This is a genomic window from Campylobacter novaezeelandiae, assembly GCF_018968685.1.
Taxonomy (GTDB): Bacteria; Campylobacterota; Campylobacteria; order Campylobacterales; family Campylobacteraceae; genus Campylobacter_D; species Campylobacter_D novaezeelandiae.
Map to the genome: position 1 here is coordinate 310959 of NZ_CP076657.1, position 20763 is coordinate 331721.

Sequence of the window (20763 nt, forward strand, 5' to 3'; positions counted from 1 at the left end):
ATGAAAAAAATATTTATATTACTTATTTCATTTATTTTTTCTTTTGCAGCAGTAGACATATCTCAAATTGTTGCAAGTGAGAATAATACTCCAGTTTTTGAACAGAATGTATCTTCGGCATATCCTAGGGATATAGAAAATAATTCAAGTACTATTTTAATGGGACAAACAGTTATTCCTCTTGTTTTTGGAGCAGAACTTTTTAATGGAAATTTTAAAAATTTTACTCAAAGGGTTTATAATCCTGATTATAAAATTGCAGTCGGAGATCAAATAAGCTTAAAAATTTGGGGAGCTGTTGAATTTTCTCAAATTTTAGTAGTGGATTCTCAAGGTAATATTTTTATTCCAAAAGTAGGGGCTATTAATTTATTGGGAGTAAAAAATAGTGCTTTAGTTTCTGTGATTAAATCTAAGGTAAGTCGTATTTATAAAAATAATGTTTTTGTTTATGCGGATATGAATGCTTATCAGAATGTTTCTGTTTTTGTTACAGGAAGCGTTAATGCTCCAGGTCTTTATCAAGGATTAAGCTCTGATTCAATTATTCAGTATTTAGATAAAGCACAAGGTATCAATTTAGAATATGGAAGTTTTAGAAATGTACAAATTTTAAGAAATAATGAAGTAATTAAAAATATAGATTTATATGATTTTCTTCTAAAAGGAAAAATGGAACTTTTTCCTTTTAGAAGTGGAGATGTAATTTTAGTTGGAAATGTTCAAAAATATGCTTTTGTAAGCGGAGATGTTCAAAAACCTTTTCGTTTTGAGCTTGGAGATGATATTAAAACTTTAAGTGATTTAGCTAAAATTGCTGGAGCTAAACCTATAGTAACAAATGCTATTGTAAAAACATATGCAGATGATCATAAACTTGATGTTCATTCTTATAATAAAATGCAATTTGAAAAAGTTATTTTAAGAACGGGTGATGAGGTTGAATTTCAGCCAGAATATGTTTCACAAAATATTAGTATATCTATAAAAGGGGAACATGATGGTTTAAGTACTTTGGTGATACGAAGAGGAGCTACATTAAAAGATGTTTCAAGGCTTATAAAAGCAAATAGTCAATCAGATATAAATTCTTTGCAAATTTTTAGAAAAAGTGTTGCTAGAACGCAAAAAGAGCTTATCAAGGCACAACTTAAAGAACTTGAAACCTTAGCTTTAACTAGTACTTCTGTTACTCCACAAGGTGCAGCTATACGTGCTCAACAATCAAGAACTATTTTAGAATTTATACAAAGAGCAAAACAGGTAGAACCTAGAGGACAAATTGTTATAGATGATGTGAAAGCTTATGATGCTATTACTTTAGAAGATGGAGACATTGTAAATGTCCCAAGTAAAAACAATCTTATTATAGTCCAAGGAGAAGTATCTTTGCCAGGTGCATTTGTTTATACTAAAAAAGAGGATTTAAAATTTTATATTGATCAAGCAGGAGGTTATGGAGATAGGGCAGACACTTCTAAAGTTCTGGTTATAAGAATCAATGGCAAAGCTGAAAAATATCACAATGGCATGAAAATAGAAGCAGGAGATTCTATTTTGGTATTACCAAAAATAGAAAGTGAAAATTTGCAAATCTTTAGTATGCTTACTCAAATTCTTTATCAAATTGCTATTGCAACTAATGTTGTGTTAAAAATATAGGAATAAAAATGTTAAATAGTATTGAAATTGCTAAAGAGGTTTTTAAAACAGAAGCAGAAGCCATTGGACATTTATCTAAAAATTTAGATGATAATTTTACTAAGGCAATTGATCTTATATTAAATACTAAGGGTCGTTGTGTTGTTAGTGGAATGGGTAAATCAGGTCATATAGGAGCAAAAATAGCTGCAACTTTAGCAAGTACTGGAACACCTAGTTTTTTTATCCATCCTGGAGAAGCTTTGCATGGTGATTTAGGTATGCTTACTTGTGATGATGTTTTAATTGCTATTTCAAATTCTGGGGAAACTGAAGAGCTTTTAAAAATTGTTCCTGTGATAAAAAGAAGAAAAATTCCTCTTATAGTAATGAGCGGAAATTTAAAATCAACCTTGGCAAAACAAGGAGATATTTGTTTAAATATTTCTATCACCAAAGAAGCTTGTCCTTTAAATCTTGCTCCTATGTCTTCAACAACTGCAACTTTGGTTATGGGAGATGCTTTAGCAGCGGCTTTAATGAAAGCTAGAAATTTTAAACCAGATGATTTTGCACTTTTTCATCCAGGCGGAAGTTTAGGACGTAAGCTTTTAACAAAAGTTAAAGATCTTATGGTTTCAGAGAATCTTCCAATAGTTCATCCTGAAACTGAATTTAATGATCTTGTTAATATAATGACATCTGGAAAATTAGGGCTTTGTATAGTATTAGAAGATGAAAAGCTTGTTGGTATTATCACTGATGGAGATTTGCGTCGTGCTTTAAAAGCTAGCGATAAACCAAGGTTTGATTTTAGGGCTAAGGAAATTATGAGCACTAATCCTAAATTAGTAGATGCAGATGCTATGGCAAGCGAAGCAGAAGAGATCATGTTAAAATATAAAATTAAAGAAATTATAGTTGGAAAAAAAGAAAAAGTTGTAGGAATTATTCAGCTTTATGCTATAGGAAATGTTTAGTGACCCTTTTGTCTGTTATTATTCCTTTTGGATTAAGCAAAGAGCGTCTTTATATTCAAGATAGAATTTTTGAAAAAATAGAGGATTTTAAAGATTTAAAAGAGATAGAATTTATTTTTGTAGAAGGTTATTCTTCTTTAAAAAATGATTTAAGAGAAAAAATAATTCAAAATAATTACATTTATTTAAAAGATGATACTCAAATTAATTTTTTTTCACAAGGAAAATGCAGAAATTTGGGTGCTTCTTTTGCTAGCTCTTCTGTTATAATGTTTTTAGATGTAGATTGCTACCTTTCTAAAGAAAGCTTTTTAAAAATTCTTAATTTAATTAAAATAAAAAATATTTCCTTAAATTTAAATGCTTTGCTTGTTTTACCTGTTGTTTATCTTACGCAAGAAGCAAGCAACTTCTTAAAAAAACAAGATAAAAATTTATGGGATGGTTTAATACAAAATGATTTAATAAGCGGAAAAAATACTTATGTTAAATTTTTTGCTCCAAGTTCTACTTCAAGCATAGTAATAAATAAACATACTTTTTTAAAGCTTGGTGGAAATGATGAAAGATTTATAGGTCATAGTTATGAAGATTTTGATCTTTTTGCTAGAATTTTAAAGTCTTGTATTGAATTTGAAAAGATACCTTCTAATTTAAATTATGATTCTAGAAATTGGAATTTTTGTAGTTTTGAAGGTTTTAGATCTTGGTTTTCATTGCTTGGTTATGAAACTTGTTTTTATGGAATTTATATGTATCATTTTTGGCATGTAGAGCCCAATCAAAATGCTTATATGCAAAATAAAGATAAAAATCATAAACTTTTTTATAATCATTTAAAAAATATAAAAACACATACTTTAAAACCTTTACAAGTTTTTAAAGCTAAAGATGAAAAAGTTTTAATGCTTTTTAAAGAACAAAACTATGATTTTAAAGATATTAGTGTTTATATAGGAGAAATTGTCTATAAAAATATAAATGATTTTTTTATAGACAAAGAATTAAAGCACGAACTTTTGTTGAATTTTTTACAACAAGAAAAAATTACTAAGATATTTTTAGATGGAAGTTTAAAACAAAAATTTATTAACATAGATTATTGTGATATTTTTTATTTTCAAAAAGGAATTTTACCCCATTCTTGGTTTTTTTCAAAAAATTTAGAGTTAGATTATAAACAAGATTTAAATTTAAGTGAGCAAGAATTTTATCAAGTTAAAAAATATTTTTTGACATTAAGTAATAATGAAAGAAAAATCATCTTAGATTTTCTAAATGACAAAAATGATGATAAGTGTGATTTGTATAAAATGCTTTATTACTTAATTAATGAGTTATATAGTTTTGAACATGAGGGAATTTTTTATCAAATTATCATCAATCAAGAAAAAATATTAATGGCACGAAATTATAGCAAAAGTTTTTATTCTTTAAAATCTTTTGTTTATAAACCTTATTTGTATGAGCTTAAAAGTATAAAACCTTTTTTATTTTTAATAAAAATTTTAGGTTTGAAATATATAAATACTATGATTTCTCATACTAAATTTTATCGCTTGATAAGAAAATTATTTTTTAATCCTAAAGGTTTTTTAGAAGATTTAAGAATGAAAAGAAATATATAATGATTAAACATCTAGTTAATCCTAAAATTTCTGTTATTATTCCTTCTTATAATTCAGTTGAATATATAAAAGAATGTTTAGATAGCGTGATTTCTCAAAGTTTAAAAGAGATTGAAATTTTATGCATAGATGCATATTCAATTGATGGAACTATAGATATTTTGAAATTATATAAGCAGCAAGATAATAGAATTAAAATTATTTTTTCAAAAAAAAAGAGTTTAGGATATCAAATTAATTTGGGATTAAAAGAGGCTGTAGGAGAATATTTTACAATAATCGAAAGTGATGATTATGTAAAATTAGATATGTGTGAAAAACTTTATACATTGGCTTGCAGGCAAGATTGTCAAGTAATTAAATCTGATTTTATTGGTTTTATAGATAAAAAGAAAGAAAGAATTTTTCAAAATCTTCCCATATGTTATGATAAAACTTTGTATAATAAAAAAACTAATTCACATTTAAATCCAAATATTATTATAAATTCTTGGAATATGAATCAATCTAGTCTTTATAAAATGGATTTCATTAAAAAATATAATATACAGGCAAATGAAACAGAGGGAGCTTCTTATCAAGATATAGGATTATGGTTTCAAATTTTAAGTTTGGCTTCAAGTATTTACTTTTATAAAGAAGGATTTTATTTTTATAGGCAAGATAATGAACATGCTTCGACTAAAAATAGAGATAAAATATATTGCGTTTGTGATGAATTTGAGTTTTTAGATAAATTTCTTGATAGAAATCTAAAACTTAAAAGTAGATTGCAAGATATTTTTTATTATTTCAAATTTAAAATGTATTTATGGAATTTAAGGCGTATTAATAATAGACATAGGTTAGATTTTTTATATAAATTTTCACAAGATTTTTCACTTATTTATGATAAATTAGATAAAACAGTATTTAAATCTAGCGAAATATCAGAACTTCGATGTATTATTCAAGATCCTAATAAGTACTATAAAAAATATAATAGTGTTTTTTATGGTATAAAAAAAAAGATTTTTAGAATAAAAAGAAAATATTTTAGGTAAGAAATGAATAAAACAGTAGGCGTAGTAATTCCAATTTATAATGTAGAAAAATATTTAAGAGAGTGTTTAGATAGTGTTATCAACCAAACTTATAAAAATTTACAAGTTGTGCTTGTAAATGATGGTAGCACAGATAAAAATTCATTTAATATAGCCAAAGAATATACTTTAAAGGATGAAAGATTTATACTTTTTGATAAAAAAAATGGTGGCCATAGTTCTGCTAAAAATGTTGGAATAGAGTATTTTAGCGGAAAATATGTCTTTGAGAATACAACCCAAATTTTAGAAAAAAAATCTTTAATAGAATTTAATATAAAAGGTAATAACCATTATGAGATTCATACAGTATATAAAAGTTATAAAGCTTTTGAGAATGTTGAAAATCTGGCCAATTTAGTTTATTCTACTATAGATTATATCATCTTTTTAGATTCTGATGATTATTGGGAACTTGATTGTATAGAAGAGTGCGTAAAAAGAATGATTGGAGTTAATGTTCTTTGGTTTGATTTTAAATTTTTAAATAAACATAAAACAACTCAAATGGAAATTTATGGTTATGCTAAAGAAGAAATTATTACTCCTTTGCAATGGCTTAGAAAAACTCAAGAAATAGGTAATTATTTATTTTGGTATGCTTGGCAAGGAATGATTGATTTTAGTTTTTTGCAAAAAACTAAAATCAAATTTATAAATGAAATTATTCATGAAGATCACCATTTTGGTATAGCACTTTTTTCTATGGTTGAAAGTATATATATCTATCCAAAGAAAAAATATATATATCGAGTTAGGAGCAGCAGTATAAGCAATCAAAAACAGTATAATATAAATAATAACTCTTATTTGTATGCTTTATATTTAGAATTTAATAAAAACACCTATGAGCTAAAAAGATATCAAATGTCTATGAACTGGATTTTAACTTGTTTAGAATTGATAAAAGCTTTAAAATATAATGCGAATACTGAAATATCAATACTTGTTGAGCAAACCTTTTTACCTACTTTGCTTGATAAAACTTTGATTATTTTTTTTATAAATAAAGATCCTTTGTTACTTAAAAATAAATTACAAGAATTAAAAGATTATTTTGAAAAATTTCATTTAAGTGGAGCAGAATGTCTTAAATATCAATTGCCTTATCGTTTGGGACAGTTTGTTTTAACAAACTATAAGAATTTAATAGGCTTTATGAAGATTATCTTGAATGTTAAAAAAATGATATTAAATATTAAAAAAGAAGAAGAATTATTTCAGAAAACAATAAAAAATTTCCCTTTTATTGTTTTTTCTTCTGATGAAAACTTAGAAATTAAAAAAATCAAAAAACATTATTCTTATCGTTTGGGAAAGGTTTTAAAAAATATTTTGGATATAATCTAACTTTAGCTATAATATCAAATTGATATTAAATTAAGAAAGTGTTTATAATGAAGATTATTTTAATTACCGGTGGAACAGGATTTTTAGGTTCAAATTTATGCAAAAGATTGCTTAATGAAGGTAATAAAATTATTTGTATAGATAATAATTATACAGGAAAAATCGAAAATATCAAAGAGCTTTTAAGAAATAAAAATTTCATCTTTATGGAACACGATATTTGTAAGCCATTAAAAATTATGCAAAAGCTTGATCAAATTTATAATTTTGCTTGTCCAGCTTCTCCATCCGCTTATCAAGGAAAGCATGCTATAAAAACAACAAAAACAAGTGTATATGGTGCTATAAATATGCTTGAACTTGCAAAAGAACATAATGCAACGATTTTGCAAGCATCAACTTCAGAAATTTATGGAGATCCGCTTGTTCATCCACAAAGTGAAGAATATAGAGGCAATGTAAATCCTATAGGGATTCGTGCTTGTTATGATGAAGGAAAAAGATGTGCAGAAAGCTTATTTTTTGACTATCATAGACATGAAGGTGTAGATATTAAAGTAATAAGAATTTTTAATACCTATGGAGAAAATATGGATCCAAATGATGGTAGAGTTGTAAGTAATTTTATATGTCAAGCTTTAAGTGGAAAAGATATCACAATTTATGGAGATGGTTCGCAAACGCGTTCTTTTTGTTATGTGGATGATTTAATTGATATTATAATTAAAGTAATGAATTCTCCAAAAGACTTTCAAGGTCCTATAAATACAGGAAATCCCAGTGAATTTACTATAAAAGAGTTAGCACAAAAAATTATAGAAAAAACAGGCTCTAAATCAAAGATTATTTATAAAGATTTACCATTAGATGATCCAACTCAAAGAAGACCTGATATTTCTTTAGCTAAAGCTAAATTTAATTGGGAACCAAAAATAAATTTAGATGAAGGTTTGGAAAAGACAATAAGATATTTTAAAGAAAAAATTACAGAATTTAAAGGATAAATTAAGATTATGAAGATAGGAATCATAGGAACAGGTTATGTTGGACTTCCAACAGGGGTTGGATTAGCGGAACTCGGCAATGAGGTTATTTGTATAGATAGAGAAAAATCGAAAATTGATGCTTTAAATAATGGAATTTTAACAATTTATGAGGATAATCTTGAAGAACTTTTTCATAAAAATGTAAAAGAAGGTCGTTTGAAATTTGCAACTTCTATGCAAGAAGGTATTAAAGATGCGGATTTAGTGATCATAGCAGTAGGGACTCCTCCACATCCAGTCACAAAAGAAGCGGATATGAAATATATTCATGCAGCTGCAACTGAACTAGCAGATTATCTAACAGGATACACGGTAATTGCTACAAAATCTACTGTTCCAGTTGGTACAGGCGATGATATAGAAAGTTTAATCAGTAAAAAAAATCCAAGTGCAGAATTTGATGTTATTTCTTTACCTGAATTTTTAAGAGAGGGTTTTGCGGTCTATGATTTTTTCAATCCAGATAGAATTGTAATAGGAACAAATTCACAAAGAGCAAAAGTAGTTATAGAAAAACTTTATGAACATTTTAAAGGAAAAAGTAAATTATTTTTTGTAAACCGTCGCTCATCAGAAACTATTAAATATGCTTCAAATGCATTTTTGGCTATAAAAATTCATTATATTAACGAAATGGCAAATTTTTGTGAAAAAGTAGGAGCTGATGTTTTAGAAGTGGCTAAAGGTATAGGGCTTGATACTAGAATAGGAAGTCGTTTTTTAAATCCGGGTCCAGGATATGGAGGTTCTTGTTTTCCAAAAGATACTTTAGCTATGGCTTTTATGGGTAAGCAAAATAATATCGATTTGACTTTAATAAATGCAGCTATTAAAGGCAATGAAGAGCGTAAAAATCAAATGAGCGAAAGAATTTTAAATAGTGTTAAAGATATTAAAAGTCCAAAAATAGCTATACTTGGTCTTGCTTTTAAAGATGGAACAGATGATTGTAGAGAAAGCCCTGCTGTAGATATTGTTTTTAAACTTTTAGAACAAAAAGTTCAAATTTGTGCTTATGATCCAAAGGCTATAGGCTTAGCTAAGCAAATTTTAAGAGATAAAATTGATTATGCTAATACTATGTATGAAGCCATAAAAGATGCTGATGTGATAGCTATATTAACAGAATGGAAAGAATTTACAAGTCTTGATTTGAAAAAAGCTTGTGATTTATTAAGGCATAAAAAAATTATTGACTTAAGAAATTTAATTGATAAAAATGAAGCCATCAAACTAGGTTTTGAGTATCAAGGTGTAGGCAGATGAAAAATATTTTAGTTGTAGGTGGTGCAGGCTATATAGGTTCGCACACTTTAAAGCATTTACTAGATCATAATTATAAGTGTTTTGTTATGGATAATCTTATCTATGGACACAAGCAAGCTGTAGATAAAAGAGCAAAATTTATCCATGCAGATTTGCTAGATAATTTTTCTTTAACTAATGTTTTTAAACAAGAAGAAATAGATGCGGTGCTACATTTTGCAGCTTTTGCCTATGTGGGCGAAAGTGTTTTAAATCCTGCAAAATATTATCAAAATAATGTAGTAGGAACTATAAATCTTTTAAATATAATGCTTGAAAATAATGTTAAAAATATAGTATTTTCAAGCACTTGTGCAACTTATGGAGATCCGCAATATACTCCAATTGATGAAAAACACCCTCAAAATCCTATCAATACTTATGGTAGAACCAAGCTTATAATAGAGCAAATTTTTGCTGATTATGAGAAAGCTTATGGTTTAAAACATATTTCCTTAAGATATTTTAACGCTGCAGGTGCAAGCAAGGATGGTTTTATCGGTGAAAGTCATGAGCCTGAAACCCATTTAATTCCTTTGGTTTTAAAGGCTATAAAAGGAGAAATTCCTGTTATAAATATTTTTGGAAATGATTATGATACTGAAGATGGGACTTGTATAAGAGATTATGTTCATGTAGAAGATTTGGCTCTTGCTCATCGTTTGGCATTGGAGAACTTGCATAAATTTAATGGTTGCATCAATCTTGGAACGGGTATAGGTACAAGTGTAAAAGAAATTATCAATGCAGCTGAGATTGTAAGCAATAAAAAATGCCCTATAAATTACGCACCAAGAAGAGCTGGAGATCCTGCAAGATTATACGCAGATAATAAAAGAGCAAAAGAAATTTTATCTTGGGAAGCAAAATATACTGATATTAAAGATATTATTAAAAGTGCTTGGGACTGGGAAAATAATAGAAAGTATTAAGATGAAAAAAATTAAAAATTTAATTGTAGGTTGTGGGCTTAGTGGATCTATTTTGGCTGAGCGTTTAGCCAGTAAAGGACAAGAAGTTTTAATTATAGATAAAAGAGAACATATTGGTGGAAATATTTATGATTATAAAGATCAAGAGACTAATATAACTGTTCATAAATATGGGCCCCATGTTTTTCACACTAGCATAAAAGAAGTATGGGATTATCTAAGTCGTTTTACAAAATGGCATTATTTTATGTATAAAGTAAAAGCTTTTATAGACGGCAAAGAGGTAAATATCCCATTTAATCTTGATACTTTACATAAAGTTTTTCCTGAAAGTTTGGCTAAAGATCTTGAGCAAAAATTAGTAAATAAATTTACTTTTAATTCCAAAATTCCTATTTTAGAATTAAAAAGCACAAATGATAAAGATTTGAAATTTTTAGCTGAGTATATTTATAAAAAAGTTTTTTTAGGCTACACAGTAAAACAATGGGGTATAAAACCTGAAGAACTTGATTTTTCAGTGAGTGCAAGAGTTCCTGTATATATAAGTCGTGATGATAGGTATTTTGTAGATACTTATCAAGCTATACCAAAAGATGGTTATACGAAAATGATTGAAAATATTATAAATCATTCTTTGATAAAAGTGCAGTTAAACACTGATTTTAAAGATATAAAAAAAGATATAGAATATGAAAGATTGTTTTATACAGGAGCAATTGATGAATTTTTTGATTATAAATTTGGAAAATTGCCTTATAGAAGTTTAAATATAGTATTTGAAGCTTTTGATAAAGAGTATATACAATCCGGTCCTCAGGTAAACTATCCTGAAAATTATGATTTTACAAGAAGTGTTGAGTATAAATATTATCTTGATGAAAAATCTAACAAAACTATACTTTCTTATGAATTTCCTTGTGAGTATAAAGAGGGCAAGAATGAAAGATATTATCCTATACCAAATAATGAAAATCAAAGATTATATGAAAAATATTTAGAAGAAGCTACCAAACTTACAAATGTTTATTTTTTAGGTAGGCTTGGGGATTATAAATATTATGATATGGATAAAACAGTGGAGAGAGTGTTGAAATTTACAAAAAAAGGATTGCATATATAATGGAAAAGAAAAATAAAAATCCAAGTATTAAAATACTTGTCGGTTACCATAAGCCAGCAACTTTAATTAAAAATGATATTTTAACTCCCATCCATTTAGGAAGAGCTTTAGCTACAGAAGCTTCTAAAGACGGAGAAATGTCTAAAGGGGATTTTGAATGGATGTGTGAAAATATGATAGGAGATGATACAGGAGATAATATATCATATTTAAATCGCTATTTAAATGAATTAACTGGAATTTATTGGGCTTGGAAAAATTATGACAAATTGGGAAATCCTGATTATATAGGGTATGAGCACTATAGAAGACATTTTATTTTTAAGGAAAATATTATTTTACCCCCTATAGATGGATTGGAGAATTACTTTCATTATTTTGATAATATTAATCAAAGTTATTTAGAAATTATTGATTTAAATAATTTTAATAATATAGAGCTGTTTGATTTGATTGTGCCAGAACCTTACTTGTTAGAAAAAAACAAGTTTAAAACAACGACTATAGAAAATGATTTTTCTATATATTGTGAAAGTGTTGATATTCTATATGATTTAGAAAAAATAATGCAAAATAGTGATGCTTATAGAGAAATATCCGAATTATTTTTTACAAAAAATTTTTATTATTTTTGCAATATGTTTATAATGAAAAAAGAATTATTTTTTTCATACTGTGAATTTTTGTTTAAAATCATTTTTGCGCTTCTGGATAAATATAAAGATAAATTATCAACTTTTTCTAACCCTAATCAGACTAGAGCTTTAGCTTTTATAGCAGAACATATAACAACTTTTTATATATTAAAACAAGAAGCTGAGTTAAAGAAAATTAAATATGCAAAAATAGGATTTGTAAAAAATACTATTGATCCAAAATTGGAATTAGAACTTCTAAAAAGGACATTAAAAAAAGAAATAGAAAAAAATTCTATAGTTTCCTTTGATTTGTTTGATACTTTACTTTTACGTATTTTTTACAAACCAGAAGATGTTTTTGCATATTTAGAAGAGTATTTTCAAGCAGATGGATTTAAAAAAAATCGAATAGATGCCGAGAGATTAGCTAAGAAAAAAAAGGGTTGTTATCCAAAATATGATGATATTTATCAATATATTGATAAGAAATTTTATTATTTGAAAAAATATGAAGAAGAATTGGAGTATAACAATATTTATATCAATCCTTTAATGAAAGATATTTTTGAATATGCAAAATCATTGAACAAAAAAATTATCTTTACAACAGATATGTATTATGATAAAACTTTTTTTGTTAATTTATTACATAAAAATGGTATTTGTGGTTTTGATGAAATTTACATATCTGGAGAACTTGGAAAAAGCAAAGAATCTGGGGAATTATTTTTATATATAAATAAACAATTGAATATAGGAGATAATACAATTTTGCATATAGGAGATAATTACACTTCTGATTATTTAAAACCTAAAAATTATAATTGGAACGCTTTTCATGTATATTCTCCTTTTAATTATTTTTCAAAATATGATCAGATATCATCATCTTTTTTAGCAAGAAAAGGTAATATTACCTCCAGTGTAATTTTAGGTTTTATGCTGAAAAAATGGCTTTATTCGAAAAATCAATATGAATATTGGAAAAACATTGGATATTGCTATGGTGGTCCCATATGTTATGCTTTGGCAAAATTTACTTATAGTGAAGCTATACGTGAGAAATTATGTAATTTTATTTTTGTTGCACGAGATGGATTTGTAATTAAAAAAATTTTTGATTTGATACAAAGTAAGCAACCTAATAAAAAAATAAAAACACACTATATACGTGCGCCAAGAATTATTAATCTTTTGATCAATTTAGATTTAGACAGTAGTTTTTCTTGGGATAAAGCTGGGAGCATCATAAGAAGTTTTAAAAAGTATATTATAAATTTTGAAAATATAAATATTAATAAATTAACGCATTTAGAAAAACTTGATTTAATTAAAAGCAATTGGGATGAGTTGAAAAAAATAAGCAAGATTAAATATTTAGAATATTGTAAATATATCGCTAATTTTAATATTAAAGCTGGTAAAATTGGTTTTTTTGATCTCAGCGCTAATTCTTTTAGTTCAATGAAAATTTTTCATGCAGTTTTTCCAAAATCTACCAAAATAAAAGGATATTATTGGAATGTTCTATCTGATGCTTATGTAAATAAATTTGATTATAAGGCTTTTAATTCGCTTGATACTTTTTTAGATAATTATGCAATTTCTGAATTATTAATTACCTCAAATGAGTTGCCTATCGAAGATATTATGTTGGATGGAAAATTTAAATTTTTAGATAATAAATTGGAAAAGCAAAGAGTTCAGATAACGGATAAGATTATTGAAGGTGAAATTGAATTTTCAAATGATTTATTAAGCGTATTTGGTAATAGATTTGATCTTATTTTTGATAACGCTACTTTGATAGACTATATTAACTATTTTACAAATAATACATTATTTAATGATAAATATTTTTTAGAAAATGTCTATCAAGCTGTAAATGAGGATCATACCAGATACATGAAGTTAAAATTTGCTAAATATGATTATAACTTTAACTATAGTCCTATTGGAGCTGTGAACAAAATTAAATCTCAGCTTTCTTATAAATTGGGTTATGCGTTAGTTAACTCTCGTAATTTTATCGATTTTGTTAGACTTCCTGTAATTTTAATTTCAATTATAATTGCTCATAAACATCAATCTAAACTTTTAAATTTTTTATCGCTTGAGCAATATGCGGATTACGAAGAAGCTTGTAAAGTAAAAGGACATCTTTCATACTTATTGGGTGCATATTTATTAAAACACCCTTTTAAATTTATATTTAATTTTAAACGTATAATAAATGATTTTAGGAAAAATAAAAAATGAAAAAAAGAAAGTTTATACTGGCGGCACGTGACGATGGTTTTGGAGAGAGAATGTGTTGTATTTTGAATGCAATGTATATAAGCAAAAAAACTTCATTAAAATTTAGATTTGTTTGGAAAAGTAAGGAAGATAGTTTAGTAAAAGTTTATAATAATAAGGATAAATTTTTAACTTGCAATGACCGAATTCCCATAGAAGTTATTTTTTCTCATTCTTTTATAAAAAAATACCATTATGATAATTTCAATGTAAGTCCTTTAGATAATTTCCATTTATTCATTAATAGAAGCATAAAAGAATTAAGTTTAAAACCTTATGAATATCATTGGGGGTGGAGATCTTGTCAGGCTAATTTAGCTAATATTTTTTACGATGTAAAATGGAAAGATTATCAAAATACGTTAAATCAATGCTGGAAAGAGATAGAATTTTCTAATAAATTTCAGGAAATCATAAATCAAGCTTGTATATTATCAAATAAAATTGGTAGATATCTTGCTGTACATATTAGATCTGGAGATTTAATTTTTGAAGAAAAAGGATATGGTAGATGGTTATGGTTTGCTGCAAATAAGGCCTTAAGTTTCCATTTGGCACTAGAATTAATTTTAAAAAAATTAGATAATTTTAACATTATAATATTTACCGATGATATTGAAAGTGGACGGCAAATAGTAGATTATGTTAATAAAATAAAATCATCGAGTTATGAATGCATTTTGGCATATAATTTATTTAAAGACGAGGAAGATAATTCTGTATATAGAACATTGTTTGAGATAGTTACCATGTCTAACGCTATTGAAATATATTCTTCTGGCGATAGTGGATTTTCTAGAATGGCATGTTTTATAGGTCAATCAAAGATGATTAATATTTATAAACTGTTAAATTCATATCAGCAGTTAAATTATATTTCTAATAATTTGAAAAAATTAATTTTAAATAAATATCAGATGTCATATTCATATTTTTTACTTTTTCTTAGATCTAAAGAAAAATTGCTTAGTATGGATAAACAACTGCAATATTTGCAAAAAGGATATGAATGGAATAGGGATAATTATATATTTATTTTATGCGAGATTGATGTATATTTAAATTATAAAAAATTTGATAAAGCAAATAAACTTTTAAATTCGGTTTTAAATATTGAATTTAATACAATCACAAATTTACTTTTACAGAAATCTTATGATTTGAAACGATATGACAATTTTTTGCTATTTTCGGCTTATTCAAAATGTAATGTTAAAAAATTTCAATATATTAATTTAATGAAATATGTTTTAGCTTCAGATATGCTGAAAAATATAGAACTATTAGGTAATTTTTATAATTTTGATCAAATTAACTTAATAAGTTTATTGTCAGATCAGCAAACGGTGCAACAGGCAGAGATTGATCTAAAGCGTATGAATATTTGTAGTAGCTATATATTAGATAAAAAAAAATATAATTTACTTTTTTTAATGCGTTATAGTTTGGCTGCTAGATTTTTTAATAGATTGGATTATAAGTTAGGAAAATGTTTATTGGATACGAAAGAAATAAAAAAAATAATATTTTTACCTTTTAACCTTTATTTAATATTAAAAGACTATAAAAATTTTTTAAATGATTATAAAAAACAAAGAAAAAAAGATGCAAGTTTAAAAGTCTTGCCTATGCATAAATATAATGATTATATTAATTTAATTAGTTTTAGAAAACATCTTACATATAAATTAGGAAGAGTTTTTTATATATGTTTAAAAAGTAAATTTAAATATAAATTTTTATTTTTACCTTATTATTTAATAAGGGCACATTTTGAATATAAAATTTGCAAATTTAAAGGACAATAATGGCAATAGAATTTGATATACAAGAATCAAAAGTTTTAAAAGGGGTGTATATTATTACTCCAAATAAATTTAAAGATTTACGCGGTGAAATTTGGACAGCTTTTACAAGTGAGACCATAGATAAACTTTTGCCAAATGGATTAAAATTTATACACGATAAATTTATACATTCTAAATATAATGTTATTCGTGGTATCCATGGTGATGTAAAAACTTATAAGTTGGCTACTTGTGTTAGCGGAGAAGTTCATCAAGTAGTGGTTGATTGTAGAAAAGATTCTCCAACTTATTTAAAGTATGAAAAATTTATTATAAATCAAGATAATCAGCAAATCATTTTAGTGCCAGCAGGTTTTGGAAATGCTCATTATGTTAGCAGCGAAAGTGCAGTTTATTACTATAAATGTGCTTATTTAGGGGAATATATGGATGCTGATGATCAATTTACCTACGCATGGAATGACGAGAGAATCGGTATAGATTGGCCAACGAATTCCCCTATCCTTTCAGAGCGTGATATTTTAGCAATGAAAAAGGATAATTAATGCAAAAAGACTCTAAAATTTATATAGCAGGGCATAACGGTCTTGTTGGAAGCGCTATTTTAGATGAGCTAAAATCAGAAAATTTTACAAATTTAATCTACAAAACGCATTCTGAGCTTGATTTAAGTGACCAAAAATCGGTGAATGAGTTTTTTGAAAAAGAAAAACCAGAATTTGTTATATTAGCAGCCGCAAAAGCAGGAGGTATAGCTGCTAATAATACTTATCGTGCAGATTTTATTTATGAAAATTTAATGATTGAGGCCAATGTAATCCACGCAAGTTTTAAATACAAGGTAAAAAAACTTCTTTTTATCGCTTCTACTACTATTTATCCTAAAAATGCAAATACGCCAACTAATGAAAAACAAATGCTTAGTGGAGATTTGGAATATACTAATAAGCCTTATGCTATAGCCAAAATTGCGGGTCTTATGCTATGCGAGTCTTATAATATCCAATATAATACAAATTTTATTGCCATCACCCCTATAAATCTTTACGGAAATAATGACAAATTTGATCTTGAAAAAGCTCATGTAATGCCTGCTTTACTTAGAAAATTTCATTTAGCAAAACTGCTTGAAAATAACAATGAAAAAGCTCTTTTAAGAGATTTAAATTTAAATTCACTTTCAGAAGCTAAAGCTTATCTTGCAAAATATGGTGTTAATGAAAAAAGCGTTGAAATTTGGGGCGATGGAACTCCAACACGTGAATTTTTACATAGCAAGGATTTGGCTAAAGCAGTAATGTTTGTAATGCAAAATGTTGATTTTAAAGATTTAAAAATAAAAGACAAAGAGATTACAAACACTCATTTAAATGTGGGAGTGAATGAGAATATAAGCATTAAAGAACTAGCTTTTTTAATTAAAGATATTGTGGGATTTAATGGAGATATAGTTTTTAATAAAGATCGTCCAAATGGAGTAATGAATAAACTAACAGATTGTTCTAAAATTAATGCTTTGGGCTGGAAGCATAAAATTAATCTAAAAGAAGGAATAACAATGATGTATGAGTGGTATTTAAAAGAGCAAAATATAAGACAATAGGAAAAATCATGAGAAAAACAGTTTTAATCACAGGTTTTACAGGGCAAGTTGGTTCTCAAATGGCAGATTTTTTACTGGCAAATACAGATTATAATGTTATAGGTATGATGCGTTGGCAAGAACCTATGGACAATATCTATCATTTGAGTGATAGAATTAATAAAAAAGATAAAATTTCCATTTTTTATGCAGATTTAAATGACTATTCTAGTATTCAAAAACTTTTTGAAAGTAAGCGTCCTGATTTTATCTTTCATCTAGCAGCTCAATCTTATCCTAAAACTTCTTTTGAAATTCCTATTGAAACCTTGCAAACTAATATAATAGGTACAGCTAATATTTTAGAAAATATAAGATTATTAAGACAAAAAGATGGATATGATCCAGTAGTTCATATTTGTTCTTCAAGTGAAGTTTATGGCAAAGCAAAAGTAGGCATAAAACTTAACGAAGAAACAGCCTTTCATGGAGCAAGTCCTTATAGTATAAGTAAAATCGGGACTGATTATTTGGGAAGATTTTATGGCGAAGCTTATGGAATTCGCACCTTTGTTACTAGAATGGGAACGCATAGTGGCCCAAGAAGAAGTGATGTTTTTTTTGAAAGTACTGTGGCAAAGCAAATTGCTCTTATTGAAGCGGGCTATCAAGAACCAGTCATTAAGGTGGGAAATTTATCTAGTGTAAGAACTTTTCAAGATTGCCGTGATGCTATAAGAGCTTATTATCTACTCTCTCTTGAAAGCGAAAAAGGAAATATTCCTTGCGGTGAAGCTTTTAATATAGCAGGTGAAGAAGCCTTTAAACTTCCTGAGGTTATAGAAATTCTTTTAGGATTTTCTACAAGAAAAGATATAAAAGTGGAGCAAGATGAAGAAAGACTGCGTCCTATTGATGCAGATTATCAAATGTTTGATAATACAAAAATCAAAAGTTTCATTAACTGGAAACCTTTAATTCCTGCTAGACAGATGTTTGAAGATTTATTAAATCATTGGAGAGATGAGATTAAAAGAGGAAGAATCCCTTTAAATCGTTAGCAATAAAGGAAAATTATGAAAAAAATTATTCGATCTCAAACCCCTCTAAGATTAGGTCTTGCAGGGGGTGGAACTGATATAAATTTATATTGTGATAAATATACAGGTTATGTTTTAAATGCCACGATTTCTCTTTATATACATTGCACTCTTATAGAAAGAGATGATAAAAAAATTATTTTTGATTCTCCTGACACTAATGCTTATGCAGAATATGAAAGCAAAGAGAAATTAGACAATGATGGAAATTTAGATATTTTTAAGGCTATTTATAATCGCCTAGTGAAAGATTTTATTAAAAAACCTTTAAGTTTTTCTCTTCATACTTATTCTGATGTGCCAAGTGGAAGCGGTTTAGGCGGAAGCTCAACTTTAGTTGTTGGAGTTATAAAAGCTTTTGCAGAATGGCTTAATTTGCCTTTAGGGGATTATGAAGTAGCAAAACTTGCATATGAAATAGAACGTGAAGATATGGGCATAGTAGGAGGAGCTCAAGATCAATATGCGGCTACTTTTGGTGGCTTTAATTTTATGGAATTTTATGATCAAAAAAAAGTCATAGTTAATCCTTTACGTATTAGAAATTGGATAGTTAGTGAGCTTGAAGCTAGAATGGTGCTTTATTTTACAAATATTACAAGAGAAGCAAAGGATATAGAGGAACATAAAAAAGGAAAATTAGGCAATGAAAAGTCTCTTAAAGCAATGCACAGTATAAAGCAAGATGCTATTGATATGAAAGAGGCTTTATTTAAAGCAGATTTTGAAACTTTAGGATCTATATTAGGTAAATCTTGGAAAAGTAAAAAAATCATTTCAGAAATTGTTAGCAATGATGAGCTTGAGAGAATTTATAATTTAGCCACTCAAAATGGCGCTTATAGTGGCAAAACAAGTGGAGCAGGTGCAGGTGGGTTTATGTTTTTCTTGGTAGATCCTATTAAAAAATATAAACTTATTGAAGTTTTAAATAAAGAACAAGGTTATGTTCAAGATTTTTCATTTACAAAAGAAGGAGTTAAAACATGGAGAATATAAGATTTAACAACAGTAACAACGGGGGGGGGGATTGTCCTTTATGTAATAAAGAAACGGACTTTAAAAATATATTTTTTAGAGATAATGTTTTTGCAGGAAGTCAAATTTTTGAATTATCAGCAACAATGAGTAAGGAAAATTTAAATTATGGTCGCGGTGATTGTGTTTTAGATATTAAACAATGCTCTGGTTGTGGTTTGATATATAATGCTTCATTTAACCATAGAAAAATTCAACAAGTTTATTTAAATGAAAAATATATGCAACAAAAGATTTTTTCAACTTCTTTAAATAATACTTTATTAAATATTAAAAATAAAATTATGAGCTATTCTGAAAAAGATGATATTTTTTTAGAAATCGCTCCTGGTTTAGGAGATTTATTTTATGCTCTTGCTAAAGAGGTTAAATTTATTTATGGTGTTGACCCTTCACCTTCTTCTAGTAGCAGAATTAAAGGTTTGAAAAATGCTAAGTTAATTCAAGATTTTTTTGATGAAAATATTAAAAATAGAATAAATGAAAAAGTTAATTTTATTATTTTTAGACATCTGTTAGAACATATTGATACTCCAAAAATATTATTACAAAATGTTGTTGATTTTTTACCTGAGGATGGAAAAATATATATAGAAGTGCCAAATGCTTTAGAAATTTTTAAACATAAAAGATTTTATGAATTTTTTCATGATCATGTAAACTATTTTCAACCAAATGTTTTAATTAATATTTTAAATGAATTGGGTTGTGAATGTATTGATATACATTATCCAAGTAGTGAACAGTGGGTAGGTTTATTTTTTAAAAAAACAAAAAAAATAATAAGACAAAATTTAGAAATTTATTATTATGATAATGGTATTTTTCAAGATAATATCGATAAAACAAATGCATTATTAAATTGTTCTAAAAATATAGCTATCATGGGGGGGGGGATACATGCCAATAGTATTTTAAATTACCTTACAGAAGATAATTTAAAAAATATAATTTGTGCTTTTGATGCGAATCCTGAAAAAATAGGAAGATTTTTACAAAATAGCGATATAGAAATTATGGAAATCACCAAAGAAAACTTAAAAGATATAGAGTGTATAATAATGGCTATGCCTGTTGTTGAAGAAAAAGTTTTTGAAAATGAAATTTTAAATTTTAAAAAGCAAGGTTTAGCCCCAAAGCTTAAAGCAGTGATTTTAAGTGCTAAAGAATTAAGGCTTGTAAATTTAAAGGAGAATGGATGTTAGCTTATAT

The 20763-nt window shown here is 26.8% G+C and carries 16 protein-coding genes; all 16 read left to right on the plus strand.

The window, feature by feature from the left end:
• Genes CNZW441b_RS01740 through CNZW441b_RS01815 form a run of 16 tightly spaced genes read left to right on the plus strand, consistent with a single transcriptional unit; the run spans position 1 to position 20756 of the window.
• Positions 1–1662, plus strand: coding sequence for a polysaccharide biosynthesis/export family protein (locus CNZW441b_RS01740; protein ID WP_216681476.1), 1662 nt, complete (start codon positions 1–3; stop codon positions 1660–1662).
• A gap of 8 nt (positions 1663–1670) precedes the next feature.
• Positions 1671–2621, plus strand: coding sequence for a KpsF/GutQ family sugar-phosphate isomerase (locus CNZW441b_RS01745; protein ID WP_216681477.1), 951 nt, complete (start codon positions 1671–1673; stop codon positions 2619–2621).
• On the plus strand, positions 2621–4249 hold the full coding sequence (locus CNZW441b_RS01750; protein ID WP_216681478.1) for a sugar transferase: 1629 nt from the start codon (positions 2621–2623) through the stop codon (positions 4247–4249). Before CNZW441b_RS01745 ends, CNZW441b_RS01750 begins: the two co-directional genes overlap by 1 nt.
• On the plus strand, positions 4249–5292 hold the full coding sequence (locus CNZW441b_RS01755) for a glycosyltransferase family 2 protein (protein WP_216681479.1): 1044 nt from the start codon (positions 4249–4251) through the stop codon (positions 5290–5292). Before CNZW441b_RS01750 ends, CNZW441b_RS01755 begins: the two co-directional genes overlap by 1 nt.
• A 3-nt stretch (positions 5293–5295) precedes the next feature.
• A complete protein-coding gene (locus tag CNZW441b_RS01760; RefSeq protein WP_216681480.1) occupies positions 5296–6681 on the plus strand; it encodes a glycosyltransferase family 2 protein in 1386 nt (461 codons plus the stop codon).
• 47 nt (positions 6682–6728) lie between these two features.
• Positions 6729–7685 (plus strand): UDP-glucuronic acid decarboxylase family protein, encoded by a 957-nt coding sequence (locus tag CNZW441b_RS01765; RefSeq protein ID WP_216681481.1) that lies wholly within the window; start codon positions 6729–6731, stop codon positions 7683–7685.
• 9 nt (positions 7686–7694) lie between these two features.
• The gene (locus CNZW441b_RS01770; RefSeq protein ID WP_216681482.1) at positions 7695–8993 is read left to right on the plus strand and encodes a UDP-glucose dehydrogenase family protein; all 1299 of its coding nucleotides are present in this window, start codon (positions 7695–7697) and stop codon (positions 8991–8993) included.
• Entirely contained in the window at positions 8990–9964 is a 975-nt protein-coding gene (galE, locus tag CNZW441b_RS01775; protein WP_216681483.1) for a UDP-glucose 4-epimerase GalE, read from the plus strand. The genes CNZW441b_RS01770 and galE overlap by 4 nt, the downstream gene beginning before the upstream one ends.
• 1 nt (position 9965) lies before the next feature.
• On the plus strand, positions 9966–11087 hold the full coding sequence (gene glf, locus CNZW441b_RS01780; protein ID WP_216681484.1) for a UDP-galactopyranose mutase: 1122 nt from the start codon (positions 9966–9968) through the stop codon (positions 11085–11087).
• Positions 11087–13984, plus strand: a complete 2898-nt coding sequence (locus CNZW441b_RS01785) for a DUF4422 domain-containing protein (protein ID WP_216681485.1) — start codon at positions 11087–11089, stop codon at positions 13982–13984. Before glf ends, CNZW441b_RS01785 begins: the two co-directional genes overlap by 1 nt.
• Positions 13981–15831: an O-fucosyltransferase family protein gene (locus tag CNZW441b_RS01790; protein WP_216681486.1), complete on the plus strand. Its 1851-nt coding sequence runs from the start codon at positions 13981–13983 to the stop codon at positions 15829–15831. Before CNZW441b_RS01785 ends, CNZW441b_RS01790 begins: the two co-directional genes overlap by 4 nt.
• Complete coding sequence (locus CNZW441b_RS01795) at positions 15831–16376, plus strand: dTDP-4-dehydrorhamnose 3,5-epimerase family protein (RefSeq protein ID WP_216681487.1); 546 nt, start codon at positions 15831–15833, stop codon at positions 16374–16376. The genes CNZW441b_RS01790 and CNZW441b_RS01795 overlap by 1 nt, the downstream gene beginning before the upstream one ends.
• Positions 16376–17434, plus strand: a complete 1059-nt coding sequence (locus CNZW441b_RS01800; protein ID WP_216681488.1) for a GDP-L-fucose synthase family protein — start codon at positions 16376–16378, stop codon at positions 17432–17434. The genes CNZW441b_RS01795 and CNZW441b_RS01800 overlap by 1 nt, the downstream gene beginning before the upstream one ends.
• An 8-nt stretch (positions 17435–17442) precedes the next feature.
• Positions 17443–18474, plus strand: coding sequence for a GDP-mannose 4,6-dehydratase (locus CNZW441b_RS01805; protein WP_216681489.1), 1032 nt, complete (start codon positions 17443–17445; stop codon positions 18472–18474).
• Between the two features lie 15 nt (positions 18475–18489).
• Positions 18490–19512: a D-glycero-D-manno-heptose 7-phosphate kinase gene (hddA, locus tag CNZW441b_RS01810; RefSeq protein WP_216681490.1), complete on the plus strand. Its 1023-nt coding sequence runs from the start codon at positions 18490–18492 to the stop codon at positions 19510–19512.
• On the plus strand, positions 19500–20756 hold the full coding sequence (locus tag CNZW441b_RS01815; protein WP_216681491.1) for a methyltransferase domain-containing protein: 1257 nt from the start codon (positions 19500–19502) through the stop codon (positions 20754–20756). Before hddA ends, CNZW441b_RS01815 begins: the two co-directional genes overlap by 13 nt.
• Positions 20757–20763 lie beyond the last annotated feature (7 nt).

Excerpts from the sequence above, each read along its gene's own strand:
- CNZW441b_RS01740 (WP_216681476.1), top strand. The coding sequence starts at position 1 with ATGAAAAAAATATTTATATTACTTATTTCATTTATTTTTTCTTTTGCA.
- CNZW441b_RS01745 (WP_216681477.1), top strand. The coding sequence starts at position 1,671 with ATGTTAAATAGTATTGAAATTGCTAAAGAGGTTTTTAAAACAGAAGCA.
- CNZW441b_RS01755 (WP_216681479.1), top strand. The coding sequence starts at position 4,249 with ATGATTAAACATCTAGTTAATCCTAAAATTTCTGTTATTATTCCTTCT.
- CNZW441b_RS01760 (WP_216681480.1), top strand. The coding sequence starts at position 5,296 with ATGAATAAAACAGTAGGCGTAGTAATTCCAATTTATAATGTAGAAAAA.
- CNZW441b_RS01765 (WP_216681481.1), top strand. The coding sequence starts at position 6,729 with ATGAAGATTATTTTAATTACCGGTGGAACAGGATTTTTAGGTTCAAAT.
- CNZW441b_RS01770 (WP_216681482.1), top strand. The coding sequence starts at position 7,695 with ATGAAGATAGGAATCATAGGAACAGGTTATGTTGGACTTCCAACAGGG.
- galE (WP_216681483.1), top strand. The coding sequence starts at position 8,990 with ATGAAAAATATTTTAGTTGTAGGTGGTGCAGGCTATATAGGTTCGCAC.
- glf (WP_216681484.1), top strand. The coding sequence starts at position 9,966 with ATGAAAAAAATTAAAAATTTAATTGTAGGTTGTGGGCTTAGTGGATCT.
- CNZW441b_RS01785 (WP_216681485.1), top strand. The coding sequence starts at position 11,087 with ATGGAAAAGAAAAATAAAAATCCAAGTATTAAAATACTTGTCGGTTAC.
- CNZW441b_RS01790 (WP_216681486.1), top strand. The coding sequence starts at position 13,981 with ATGAAAAAAAGAAAGTTTATACTGGCGGCACGTGACGATGGTTTTGGA.
- CNZW441b_RS01795 (WP_216681487.1), top strand. The coding sequence starts at position 15,831 with ATGGCAATAGAATTTGATATACAAGAATCAAAAGTTTTAAAAGGGGTG.
- CNZW441b_RS01800 (WP_216681488.1), top strand. The coding sequence starts at position 16,376 with ATGCAAAAAGACTCTAAAATTTATATAGCAGGGCATAACGGTCTTGTT.
- CNZW441b_RS01805 (WP_216681489.1), top strand. The coding sequence starts at position 17,443 with ATGAGAAAAACAGTTTTAATCACAGGTTTTACAGGGCAAGTTGGTTCT.
- hddA (WP_216681490.1), top strand. The coding sequence starts at position 18,490 with ATGAAAAAAATTATTCGATCTCAAACCCCTCTAAGATTAGGTCTTGCA.
- CNZW441b_RS01815 (WP_216681491.1), top strand. The coding sequence starts at position 19,500 with ATGGAGAATATAAGATTTAACAACAGTAACAACGGGGGGGGGGATTGT.